A 12,244-nucleotide genomic window follows, 5' to 3' on the forward strand; every position below is an offset into this window, starting at 1 on the left:
TTGAAGATGATTTCAAGCCAGACTTTGGAAATTACTCACTAATCGTAAAGACTTCGACGTTCTCTTCACTTTCTGTACTTGCCTCACTTTCTATTGTTTGTACACCGTCACTCGGTAAGTCTACTTCAACAGGCTCCATTTCGCCGTATTGGAACCCTTTAATGACTTGTTTTACGCCTGAGATATTACGCGCGATTTCTGTCGCTCGATCGCCTTGCTCTGGCGTGACATAACCAAACAGAAAAACGTCGCCATCTTCGGTGATCACTTTAACCTTAACACCATTAAGCTCAGAATCAGTAAGCAAAGCTGACTTTACTTTGGTTGTGATCCAGCTGTCATTGCTAATCTGGGTAACAGTGAGTGGCTCTTTTTGTTTGATTTGATTGTGTATGACTTTTACACCACTAACTTCTCGAGCCCTTCGCTCTAAAGCAAGGATAAGGTCTTGTGTCGGAGCTTGTCCCATAAGGACTACAGTCCCATTATATGAACTGGCAACGACACGAACTTCACCTTTAAACGGTGCTTTATTGCCGATCGCCGCAACTTCGAATTCGATGTTATTGTCCTGCCAGATTTGTTTTGTCGTGCGTGTGTCCGTGACAATATTCGCTGTGGTTGCTGCACCTGCGATAAACAAACCTGCGCAACCACTTAAACTCAATGCTGTTAATAAGATAACAAGGCTACGTATCATAATTCTGACTCTCAGTCTTGGTTACTCTTCGTGAGCAGGGAAAAGCACCTGGTCAATAAGATCACAAAGACAATGGAGTGTTACCATATGTACTTCGTGAATACGTGCAGTGCGGTGTGATGGAATACGAATTTCGACGTCGTTCTCACCGAGCAGCCCTGCCATCTCTCCGCCATCTTTTCCTGTGAGCGCGATAATCGTCATGTCTCGAGTTACGGCTGCTTCCATCGCTTTGATAATATTTTTACTGTTACCGCTAGTCGACATGGCAAGCAAAATGTCGCCTGGTTGACCAAACGCTCGTACCTGTTTTGAGAAGATTTCCTGGTAGTGGTAATCGTTGGCCACTGCGGTTAGGGTGGTATTATCGGCGGTTAAGGCCATTGCTGGTAGGCTAGGGCGCTCAGTTTCAAAACGGTTTAAAAGACAAGAAACAAATTGTTGAGCGTTTGAAGCACTGCCGCCATTACCACAACATAAAATTTTATTGCCATTAAGCAGGCTCGACACCATCGCTTGAGCTGCATGAGTAATGGCATCAGGCAGCGCCTCTGCTGCTGCGATTTGAATTTGAATACTTTCTGTAAAGCTGTCTTTAATGCTGTCTAGCATCGCTTATCCTTCAGAGATTGCGTTTTCTATCCAGTTGATATCTCGCCCATTATCATGAATGGCGATGACATCAAATCGATAATCGATATTGTGTTTTAAGCGCTTTTGTTGGCTAAGCCAAACTTGTGCGGTTTTGACTAGCTTGCGCATTTTAGCGTGCGTCACCATTTCTGCTGCCGAGCCAAAGTGATTGTTCTTACGGTATTTGACTTCAACAAACACAATAGTTTCACCTTGTTGGAAGATTAAATCAATCTCACCGACCTTAGTCAGAAAATTTTGTTCAATAAAGTTTAAGCCCTGGCGTTGTAAATACTGCTTCGCCAGAGCTTCATATTGATTTCCGATTTGGCGCTTACTAAAGAGCCCCACGCTCAGCCCAGCTTAGCTCACGCTGTACAACACAATTATTGTCGATACTTAAAATACCGGTTTGGCCGCCAACTGAGTAGCCCGGAACGACCTTCATTTGTGGCAGCTCCCCAATCAATTTATACGCATCCATACCCAGTGCTTTCAAACGTTTTTCCATGTTAGATTGCTCTGACCACAGCTCGTTCATTTCAGCGGTCACGCTAGGGTCTGGGTCAATCAGTAATGGGATATCGCTGTAGATGATGCCTGTTAGATCTTCGTAAGTCGCGCCGCCACTGTTGCTACGCGAGCTAGAGAAAATTTGTGGTGCTTTGGCGTCTGGGTTAATCGCTACCTCAATAAACGGCTTGATCAAAGTCAGTTCCGTGCTTCTAGCAACAATATAAACCGCATCGACATCACGACGGCTACGTGGCTGTGTTTCAAGCTTGATACGCATTAGTGATTGCATCTGAGCAATACGTTGTTTGCTTTCTTGCAGACCAAATACTTCATTGATGTCTTTTTGAAGTTGGCGCTTGTCGCCAAAATAACTTGCTGCGACTTTATTAGAGCTGTACTTGCGCCATTCTTTGTTGAACGCTTCAGTTACACGCTCACCAAAGCTGCCCTTTGGTGCCAGAATCAGAGGGAAGTTATAGCCTTCGCTGAACAAGTGTTTCGCTGCCTGTGCGGCTTCTTGTTCTGGTGATAATGCCAAGTAGCAAATATTGCTATCTGGTTGCACATCTTCGGGAATATTTAGCGCAAGGGCTGGAATCGTAGGACCATTTTCTGAGCCATCCATGGTTGTGTGCAATAGCTCAACGTTTTCTTTTTCTAGGGGACCAACAACAAAGTCGATGTTTTCATTGATCAAACGTTGTTTAATTTGGTCGGCGTTATACGCATTAGTGTCTATTACCGTGAGGGTAGCGCTTGGATCACGGTTACGATCATTCATCATCGCAAACACAAAACCATCACGAATTAATTGCGCTTGTGGCGAGAATTTACCAGTAAGCGGCAGTAACAAAGCGGTGTTGTTTGGTTTAACAATGTCTAGAGAGAGAATGTTTTGAATCTCTTCTGGTGTGTAGATAGCGGCTGGGTGAGATGGGTTCTCGTTTAACCAGCGTTCTAGGGTATTTTTTAGTTGGGATAAGTTGCCCGACAGCGTTTTCGCATAAATAGCGAGTTGTAGCCAACCATCTAAAACATCTTCATTTGGCTCTGTTTCTAATGAGGTCAGTTCGTACTCGGAGTAGCTGCCAAAGTTCATCCAAATACGGCTAGAAATCTCTCTCTGCTCCGCGGACGATGCATATTGGCCAAATGCAACCAGTTGGCGGTTTGCCTCAAACGCTTGGTTAAGACCTTGATAAGCGTCGGCACGCATCAAGTAATAGTCTTTCCATTGCTCATTTGGCAACTTCCACCAAGGTTTAAAATTCAACAATTGCAGCAACTGAGAGTAATTACCCTGTTTTTGCTGTATGGTCGCACGCGCTAGTTGCCACTCTGCTTGCTGAACTTCGGTTAACTGTTGACGAGCCAGGCGCTTGATCAACATTTCTGCTTGATCAAACTGGTTTGCTTGAATCGCGGCTTTGGTTGCCATGATCAACCAGTCATTTTGTAAACTGCCTTCCGTGCTATCAGCTTGGATCATATAGTTCTGAACAGACTGAGTAGGCTCAAGTGTTACATCAACGCCATCAGGCTGTCTTGGACCTGAAGAACAGGCGGCGAGCGTAATTGCTAGTGCAACAGGAGTAAGTATGCGTGGTACACTGAGTCTCTTATGGTTAATCATTGCCGTGAGTTCTCTATAATTTTGTACAAAATTGTCTCTATATTAATCGTTGAAGTGATGGTAAACAAATGACAGATAAAAATAAGTTGCCGAATGAGGGGCCAACTCTCTATATCGTACCGACTCCAATCGGAAATTTAGCGGATATCACCCAACGTGCTATCGAAATTCTGTCGACTGTGGACATCATTGCCGCTGAGGATACTCGACATACGGGCAAATTACTGTCTCACTTCAATATTCAAACCAAAACTTTTGCTCTACACGACCACAATGAGCAGCAAAAAGCACAAGTTTTGGTAGAAAAGCTGCTTTCCGGTCAGTCTATCGCATTAGTTTCTGACGCTGGTACGCCACTTATCAGCGACCCAGGATACCATTTGGTGACAAAATGTCGTCAAGCGGGCGTTAGAGTTGTGCCTCTTCCAGGTGCTTGTGCGGTCATTACGGCGTTAAGTGCCTCTGGCTTGCCATCTGATCGCTTTAGCTTCGAAGGTTTTTTACCACCGAAAAGCAAAGGTCGTAAGGATAAATTCCTAGAGATTGCTTCGGTAGAGCGTACGTGTATTTTTTACGAGTCACCGCACCGTATTTTAGACTCTCTACAAGACATGTTAGACGTTCTTGGCCCAGATAGAGAAGTTGTGTTGGCAAGAGAGCTAACAAAAACCTTTGAAACCATTCAAGGCATGCCGTTAGGTGAGCTGATTGAATGGGTGAAAAGTGACGATAATCAACAGCGTGGTGAAATGGTATTGTTGGTACATGGCCATCGTGAAATAACAGACGACTCACTACCTGAAGATGCTTTACGCACGTTAGGGATTTTGACCAAAGAGCTGCCTTTGAAAAAAGCAGCTGCTTTGGTGGCAGAAATACATAACTTGAAGAAGAATGCGCTATATAAATGGGGCTTAGAAAACTTAGACTAAGTGCCGCTAGCGAGATAAATGGTCAATGAGGGCTGATGTTTAGGCATCGGCCATTTTATTATCTATTTTTGGCACGTTGACTAAAAAGTCATCACTTAGTGCATTCATTTCATCATATCTGTGATCTAACTAGACTCTGAAGTGAGAACTCTATACAATCCGCCCTCGGAGCTGACTGGGTAGTCGCTGCTTTGTTGATGTCCTTCGGGAGACTGACGTCGAAGTCCCTTTGGGAGACTGACGTTGACGTCCTTCGGGAGACTGACAAAGGGGAGGAAAGTCCGGGCTTCATAGAGCAAGGTGCCAGGTAACGCCTGGGGGGCGCAAGCCTACGACAAGTGCAGCAGAGAGAAGACCGCCGATGGCCCGTAAGGGTACAGGTAAGGGTGAAAGGGTGCGGTAAGAGCGCACCGGACGACTAGCAATAGTTCGTAGCAGGGTAAACTCCACCTGAAGCAAGACCAAATAGGCCTCCACATTGCGTTGCTCGCGTAAGGAGGCGGGTAGGTTGCTCGAGCCAGTGAGTGATTGCTGGCCTAGACGAATGGCTACCGCCGCGCAAGCGGAACAGAACCCGGCTTATGTGTCGGCTCCACCTATTCGAGACCCATCATTACTTTTAGTAGTGATGGGTTTTTTGCATTTAATTGACGCAAACTATGTCATTACCAATAAACTTGGCGTAAATCACGTCTAACTTTAGACTTGTGGTGGCGATGATGTAGGAAATCAGTACACTAAAGAATCGCTTCAAGATCATTCAACGAGAAAGCTATGACCGAAACCTTCCAACATATTTCCGTGTTATTAAATGAATCCATTGATGGCTTAGCTATCAAACCAGACGGCGTCTATATTGATGGAACATTTGGCCGTGGCGGTCACAGCCGGACAATTCTATCTAAACTCGGTGAAAATGGCCGACTGTACAGTATCGACCGTGACCCTCAAGCGATCGCTGAGGCAGGAAAAATCAATGACCCTCGCTTCACCATTATTCATGGTCCATTTTCTGGTATTGCTGAGTATGCTGAAGAGTATGGGCTAGTTGGAAAAGTGGATGGTGTTCTGCTGGATTTAGGCGTTTCTTCTCCTCAGTTAGACGACGCAGAGCGTGGCTTTAGCTTTATGAAAGATGGTCCGCTAGATATGCGTATGGACCCGACATCAGGTGTTCCAGTATCTCAATGGTTGATGGAAGCAGACCTCGATGATATCACTTGGGTCATTCGCGAGTTTGGGGAAGATAAACATGCGCGCCGTATTGCAAAAGCGATTGTTGCCTACCGTGAAGATGAAGAAAATGAGCCAATGGTTCGCACAGGTCAGCTGGCAAAATTGATTTCAGATGCCGCACCGAAAAGTTTTAAAGAGAAAAAACACCCTGCGACTCGTGCTTTCCAGGCTTTTCGTATTTACATCAACAGTGAGTTAGAAGAAATTGATACAGCACTTAAAGGCGCGGCGAGCATTCTGGCTCCTGAAGGCCGTTTATCTGTGATTAGCTTCCACTCTCTGGAAGATCGTATGGTCAAACGTTTTATCCGTAAAGAGAGCAAAGGGCCTGAAGTGCCACACGGTATTCCAATGACGGAAGAGCAAATTCGTGCTCTTGGTAGTGCGAATATGAAAGCGGTGAGCAAAGCGATCAAGCCAAGCAAACAAGAAATTGAAATGAACCCTCGCTCGCGCAGCTCTGTGTTAAGAATTGCGGAAAAGCTTTAATTATTATGACGAAACCCACTCCTAATCTTGCTAAGTTGATTGCAACAGATCTCCTCACTGTTGGTCGCTGGCCATTACTGTTGTTGCTATTGATCGTGGCATCGGCAATGGGAGTGGTATTTGCTACCCACCATGCGCGTCAAGCGATCACCGAGAAAGACCATACGTTGGTTGAACGAGAACGATTAGATAGCGAATGGCGTAACTTAATGTTGGAAGAAACTGCCCTCGCGGAACACAGTCGTGTTCAAGACCTTGCCAAAAAAGAACTTGAAATGAAACGACCTGATGGCGATAAAGAAGTGGTTGTCACGCTCAAATGATTAGAAAAAAATCCAACACGAAACAAGCCAATAAGCGTAAACCTGTAGCAAAAGAGAAAGCGGCTACGGGGGATAAGAAAACCGATAACAAAGCAGTGAAAGTGGCGGTCGAAGAATCTTTCTTGATTCGTTGGCGCTTCCATCTATTACTGTTTTTTGTTTTTTGTGCATTTGCCCTTTTGGTGGCACGCGTAGCCTACATCCAAATCATTGAGCCAGATAACCTGATTAAACAAGGTGACCTCCGTTCGGTTCGTGTTAAATCCATTCCTTCTGCTCGCGGTATTATTTCGGATCGAAATGGTGAGCCGCTTGCTGTCAGTGTACCGGTTGAGGCGGTTTGGGCAGATCCTGCCACGATATTTAAAGAAAACGCGTTAAGCCAGACCAAAAGTTGGCATGCATTAGCGGATGTTCTTGGTATTGACCGACAAGGGTTAATAGACAAAATCAAGCGCAATGAAAAACGCCGCTTTATCTACTTGCAGCGCCAGGTCAGTCCGGCCATGGCGAACTATATTCGTGAGCTAAAGCTGCCAGGTGTTGGCCTTAAGTCGGAATCTCGTCGTTATTATCCTGCAGGTGAGGTCAGTGCTCACTTAGTCGGTGTGACAGGCATTGACGGGCATGGCCTAGAAGGTGTGGAGCGTAGCTACGATGAGTGGCTCACTGGCGCGGCGGGTAAGAAAACTATTCGTAAAGACCGTTATGGTCGTGTTGTGGAAAACATTGCTTGGCAAGACAAGCAAGAAGGTAAATCACTTCAGTTAACCATCGATCAGCGCCTACAGGCGATTGCGTATCGTGCGATTAAGCAAGCTGTTGCGGACCACCGCGCCACTTCAGGTTCCGTTGTCATGTTGGATGTAAAAACGGGCGCCGTATTGGCCATGGTTAATGCTCCTTCTTACAACCCTAACAATCGTAGCGATTGGCAAAGCTATCAAATGCGTAACCGAGTGATCACGGACTCAATGGAGCCCGGTTCGACCATTAAGCCTTTCGTTATTTTAGCCGCCTTAGAAAATGGGATAGCCGATAAAGATACCATCGTAGATACCGGTAATGGTGTCCTACGTTTAGGTGGTAGTCGAGTCAGAGATGTCTCTCGCGTAGGCAAAGCGAGCTTGACCACGATCCTTAAAAAGTCGAGTAATATCGGTGTGACGAAGCTAGCAATGCAAATGCCGGTAGAGGCGCTTCTTGGGCTGTACAGTTCAGTGGGTTTTGGTGAGCTTTCTGGCCTAAACCTAGTTGGGGAAGTGACGGGTATTTTTCCTACACGAACTCGTTGGTCGCCAATTGAGCGCGCCACGATTGCGTTTGGTTATGGTCTATCGATTACACCAATCCAGCTAGCCCATGCTTATGCGACGCTTGGAAACCTTGGCAAATACGAGCCTATTCATATTATCGAAAGCAATGATCATGACATGTCACGCCAAGTGGTGAGTGCGAAGTATGCGCGTCAAGTATTAGACATGTTGGAAACCGTAACTCAAAAAGGGGGCTCGGCTCGCAGAGCGGCAGTTCCTGGTTATCGAGTGGGAGCGAAAACGGGTACATCACGTAAAGCTTCTGCTGGTGGGTACAGCGATGAGTACATCACCTACACGGCTGGGCTTGCTCCGGTTAGCGATCCGCGAATTGCTTTGGTGGTGATCGTAAATGAGCCTCAAGGCGATGACTACTATGGTGGTTCGGTAGCGTCTCCTGTCTTCTCTGAAATCATGAAAGGCGCGCTACAAATACTCAATGTTGCACCTGACGAAAACAAATTCCAACAGTAAGCCCTGTGGTTTACTGAGCAAACAAAATTAAGAAAACCTGAGCCAAAGCTCGGAGAACAAATATGACTAAAGCCATCAGTATGGACGTGCTGCTTTCCCCTTGGGTGGATTGCCCTAGCTTATCGTCCGTTCTTGTTTCTGAATTGGAGCTCGACAGCCGAAGAGTTCAACCTGGAACCACGTTTGTAGCAGTGATTGGCCATGTTGTGGATGGGCGTAAATTCATTGCTTCTGCAATTGAGCAAGGTGCAAATGCAGCCCTGGCGCAAGCCTGCGATGTCAAAACACATGGTACGGTGGAAATCATTGATGATGTTCCCGTCATTTACATCGATAGGTTGGACCAACGTTTATCCGCAATTGCTGGAAAGCTTTATGCTTACCCTGATATGGATTTGATCGGTGTCACCGGCACCAACGGCAAAACCACCATTACCCAGTTAATAGCGCAATGGCTAGAACTGCTTGACCATAAAGCGGCGGTAATGGGAACAACAGGAAATGGCTTCCTCAATAACTTGCAACAAGCTGCGAATACAACGGGGAATGCCGTTGAAATTCAGAAAACGCTCTCCTCTCTCGCAAATCAACAAGCCACATACACCGCGCTAGAAGTATCTTCCCATGGCCTGACGCAAGGTCGTGTCAAAGCATTATCATTTGCGGCGGGCGTGTTTACTAACTTAAGTCGTGACCATCTTGATTACCATGGCACGATGGAAGAGTATGCCAATGCAAAGCTTGGGTTGTTCACGCAACACCAATGTGAACGTGCCATTATCAATGTTGATGATGAAGTAGGTCATCAATGGGCGTCGCAGTTAAGTAATGCGGTCGCTGTTTCGCTCAAACCGAACACTGAATTTGAAAGCGCAATTTGGGCGACGGAAGTCAGTTACGCGGAGTCAGGGATTACTATTAAGTTCGATGGTAAATTTGGCTCAGGTGAATTGCACGCGCCATTGATTGGTGAGTTTAATGCAACCAACTTAATGCTCGCTTTTGCGACCTTATTAAGCTTAGGTAAAGAGAAACAAGCGTTACTCGAAACCGCAGGTCAACTGAAACCTGTACTCGGCCGAATGGAGTTATTCCAAACTGAGGATCGTGCCAAAGTCGTGGTTGATTATGCCCATACTCCTGATGCTTTAGAAAAAGCGCTGCAAGCTTTACGAGTTCATTGTGAAGGCCAGCTGTGGGCTATTTTTGGCTGCGGTGGCGATCGCGATGCAGGTAAGCGCCCAATGATGGCGGAAATTGCAGAGCGTCTAGGCGACAGAGTGGTGTTGACTGACGATAACCCACGCAGCGAAGACCCGGTTCAGATTGTGAAAGACATGTTAGCTGGGCTGTCAAAACCTGCTGAAGCGATTGTTCAGCATGACCGCTTCAAAGCACTGTCTTATGCCATTGAAAATGCTTCGCCAAACGACATTATCTTGTTAGCAGGGAAGGGCCATGAAGATTATCAGATTCGTAATGGCGAAACGATTCATTACTCCGACCGCGAGTCCGCAATGCAACTTTTAGGATTGACCTCATGATCAAAGTAACGTTATCTCAAATTGCAGACATCACACGTGGCGAGCGATTCGGCGACGATCTACTTATCGACGCGGTTTCTACTGATACACGAGCGATTGAGCGTGGGGCTCTATTTGTGGCGTTAGTAGGGGAGCGCTTTGATGCGCACAACTTTTGCCAACAAGCGGTAGATGCAGGTGCCGGTGCTTTACTCGTGGAAAAACGCTTAGATGTGAATGTGCCGCAAATTGTGGTGTCGGATACCAAACTTGCATTGGGTGAGTTTGCTTCTTGGGTGCATCAAGCATGCCAAACACCTACCGTTGCGATCACCGGAAGTTGCGGTAAAACGACCGTAAAAGAAATGGTTGCGAGTATCCTGCAATTGAAAGGCAAAGTGCTATTCACGGCGGGTAACTTCAATAATGATATTGGTGTTCCGTTGACATTATTACGCTCACAGCAGGATGATGATTATGCCGTGATTGAGCTTGGTGCTAACCATATAGGTGAAATTGCTTACACGACTCAGTTAGTAAAACCAGATATCGCGTTAGTGAACAATGTAGCAGCCGCTCACCTTGAAGGCTTTGGTTCTATCGATGGCGTGAAACAAGCCAAAGGTGAAATCTACCAAGGCCTTTCAGCTGGTGGTATTGCGATTGTTAACCTAGACAGCAATGGTGAAGCCAAGTGGGATGAAGTGTTAGCAGATAAGAAAGTCATTACTTTTTCACAAAGTAATACTGATGCAGACTTCTTCGCTTCTAACATCGTATTGAACGCCGCAGGTGAAGCAAGCTTTGACTTACATATCGCAGCAAGCTCACAAGAAATTGAACTGTCTCTGGGTATTATAGGTCAACACAACGTTGCGAATGCCATCGCTGCTTCTATTATTGCGTTACAAATGGGCGCCACATTAGAAGAGGTTCGCGCTGGCCTTAAACATTTGAACAAAGTGAAAGGTCGCGTCGAGGTTGAAGCGCTGAGCGAAAAGATAAAATTGATTGACGACAGCTACAACGCGAGCGTGCCAGCCATGAAAGCGGCAGTTGATTTATTGGCCGCTTTCCCAGGTCAACGCTGGCTGATTTTAGGTAATATGGCGGAATTGGGCGAGGAAAGTCTTGCACTTCATCGTCAAGTCGGGGAACATGCTGCCCCACAAAAATTTGAACATGTTCTCACATATGGTGCAGACGCCAAGGTGATCAGTGATCTTTGCCAAGGCATTCATTTTGAGACGCACCAAGAGATGATTGAATACATCAAGCAGCATCTAGACCAAGCCGTTCCTGAAAACCATACGATATTGGTGAAAGGAGCGAACGGTGCACGTATGTTTGAAGTCGCTGCTGCTTTGAAGGAGTATTATTAATGATTATTTGGCTTGCCGAGCTGCTACAGCCATACCTGTCTTTTTTCCGATTGTTTGAATACTTGTCTTTTCGAGCAATCCTAAGCGTATTAACCGCTCTAGGTCTGTCATTATGGATGGGACCGATCATGATCAAGCGTTTGCAAATGCTGCAAATTGGTCAGGTAGTGCGTAACGAAGGTCCTGAATCTCACTTTAGTAAGCGTGGTACCCCAACAATGGGCGGTATCATGATCTTAGCGGCCATCTCAATCACGATTTTGCTATGGACAGACTTATCCAACCCTTACGTATGGGCGGTACTGACAGTCTTACTTGGCTACGGTGCGGTCGGATTTGTTGATGATTATCGTAAAGTGGTACGCAAAAATACCGATGGCTTGATCGCGCGTTGGAAGTACTTCTGGCAGTCGTTGATCGCGTTTGTCGTCGCTTTCGCATTGTATGCTTACGGTAAAGACACAGCAGCAACTCAGCTAGTGGTGCCATTCTTTAAAGACATCATGCCGCAGCTTGGTTTGATGTATATCATTCTGACTTACTTTGTCATTGTAGGTACAAGTAACGCGGTTAACCTGACTGATGGTCTAGACGGTTTGGCAATCATGCCAACGGTTCTTGTTGCAGCAGGCTTCGCGGTTATTGCATGGGCGACCGGTAACGTTAACTTCTCTGAATACCTTCATATTCCATACTTACCACATGCTTCTGAGTTGGTTGTCGTATGTACAGCAATCGTCGGTGCAGGCCTTGGTTTCTTGTGGTTTAACACGTATCCAGCACAAGTGTTCATGGGTGATGTCGGCTCACTAGCGCTTGGCGGTGCATTGGGCACTATTGCTGTTCTCGTTCGTCAAGAGTTGGTGTTGGTGATCATGGGCGGTGTGTTTGTGATGGAAACGCTGTCAGTCATTCTGCAGGTGGGTTCATACAAACTGCGTGGTCAGCGCATTTTTCGTATGGCACCGATTCACCACCACTACGAATTGAAAGGTTGGCCAGAACCTCGCGTAATCGTGCGTTTCTGGATTATTTCTATGGTTCTTGTTCTGATTGGTCTTGCGACATTGAAAGTGCGTTAATCGCA

Annotated in this window: 11 protein-coding genes and 1 other RNA gene; 8 read left to right on the forward strand and 4 right to left on the reverse strand. The window is 46.2% G+C overall.

Annotation, left to right across the window (positions count from 1 at the left end; translation table 11 throughout):
• Window positions 1-31: 31 nt before the first annotated feature.
• Genes R7P35_RS13435 through R7P35_RS13450 form a run of 4 tightly spaced genes read right to left on the reverse strand, consistent with a single transcriptional unit; the run spans window position 32 to window position 3,482 of the window.
• The gene (locus R7P35_RS13435) at window positions 32-700 is read right to left on the reverse strand and encodes a BON domain-containing protein (protein WP_017633609.1); all 669 of its coding nucleotides are present in this window, start codon (window positions 698-700) and stop codon (window positions 32-34) included.
• A 21-nt stretch (window positions 701-721) separates the two neighbouring features.
• A complete protein-coding gene (locus R7P35_RS13440) occupies window positions 722-1,312 on the reverse strand; it encodes a phosphoheptose isomerase (RefSeq protein WP_005372901.1) in 591 nt (196 codons plus the stop codon).
• Window positions 1,313-1,315: 3 nt separating this feature from the next.
• Window positions 1,316-1,684 (reverse strand): YraN family protein, encoded by a 369-nt coding sequence (locus R7P35_RS13445; protein WP_005372903.1) that lies wholly within the window; start codon window positions 1,682-1,684, stop codon window positions 1,316-1,318.
• On the reverse strand, window positions 1,671-3,482 hold the full coding sequence (locus tag R7P35_RS13450; protein ID WP_005372905.1) for a penicillin-binding protein activator: 1,812 nt from the start codon (window positions 3,480-3,482) through the stop codon (window positions 1,671-1,673). The genes R7P35_RS13445 and R7P35_RS13450 overlap by 14 nt, the downstream gene beginning before the upstream one ends.
• A gap of 68 nt (window positions 3,483-3,550) precedes the next feature.
• On the opposite strand from R7P35_RS13450, the gene rsmI reads away from it, so the two are divergent.
• The 8 genes from rsmI (at window position 3,551) to mraY (ending at window position 12,239) form a co-directional block, all read left to right on the forward strand.
• The gene (rsmI, locus tag R7P35_RS13455; protein WP_149192031.1) at window positions 3,551-4,414 is read left to right on the forward strand and encodes a 16S rRNA (cytidine(1402)-2'-O)-methyltransferase; all 864 of its coding nucleotides are present in this window, start codon (window positions 3,551-3,553) and stop codon (window positions 4,412-4,414) included.
• A 167-nt stretch (window positions 4,415-4,581) separates the two neighbouring features.
• An RNA gene (gene rnpB / locus R7P35_RS13460) (RNase P RNA component class A) lies at window positions 4,582-5,012 on the forward strand.
• Window positions 5,013-5,188: 176 nt separating this feature from the next.
• Entirely contained in the window at window positions 5,189-6,139 is a 951-nt protein-coding gene (gene rsmH / locus R7P35_RS13465; protein WP_005372918.1) for a 16S rRNA (cytosine(1402)-N(4))-methyltransferase RsmH, read from the forward strand.
• Window positions 6,140-6,144: 5 nt separating this feature from the next.
• Window positions 6,145-6,462, forward strand: coding sequence for a cell division protein FtsL (ftsL, locus tag R7P35_RS13470; protein WP_005387405.1), 318 nt, complete (start codon window positions 6,145-6,147; stop codon window positions 6,460-6,462).
• Window positions 6,459-8,252, forward strand: a complete 1,794-nt coding sequence (locus R7P35_RS13475; protein WP_086046525.1) for a penicillin-binding transpeptidase domain-containing protein — start codon at window positions 6,459-6,461, stop codon at window positions 8,250-8,252. The genes ftsL and R7P35_RS13475 overlap by 4 nt, the downstream gene beginning before the upstream one ends.
• Window positions 8,253-8,314: 62 nt before the next feature.
• Window positions 8,315-9,796, forward strand: a complete 1,482-nt coding sequence (gene murE, locus R7P35_RS13480; protein ID WP_053304336.1) for a UDP-N-acetylmuramoyl-L-alanyl-D-glutamate--2,6-diaminopimelate ligase — start codon at window positions 8,315-8,317, stop codon at window positions 9,794-9,796.
• The gene (locus tag R7P35_RS13485) at window positions 9,793-11,157 is read left to right on the forward strand and encodes a UDP-N-acetylmuramoyl-tripeptide--D-alanyl-D-alanine ligase (RefSeq protein ID WP_054574276.1); all 1,365 of its coding nucleotides are present in this window, start codon (window positions 9,793-9,795) and stop codon (window positions 11,155-11,157) included. Before murE ends, R7P35_RS13485 begins: the two co-directional genes overlap by 4 nt.
• Window positions 11,157-12,239 carry a phospho-N-acetylmuramoyl-pentapeptide-transferase gene (gene mraY, locus R7P35_RS13490; protein ID WP_005372931.1) on the forward strand — a complete coding sequence of 361 codons (1,083 nt, stop codon included), beginning with the start codon at window positions 11,157-11,159 and terminating at the stop codon, window positions 12,237-12,239. Before R7P35_RS13485 ends, mraY begins: the two co-directional genes overlap by 1 nt.
• The last annotated feature ends 5 nt before the right edge of the window (window positions 12,240-12,244 follow it).

The organism is Vibrio sp. Vb0304 (genome assembly GCF_033338995.1).
GTDB classification, from domain to species: domain Bacteria; phylum Pseudomonadota; class Gammaproteobacteria; order Enterobacterales; family Vibrionaceae; genus Vibrio; species Vibrio alginolyticus.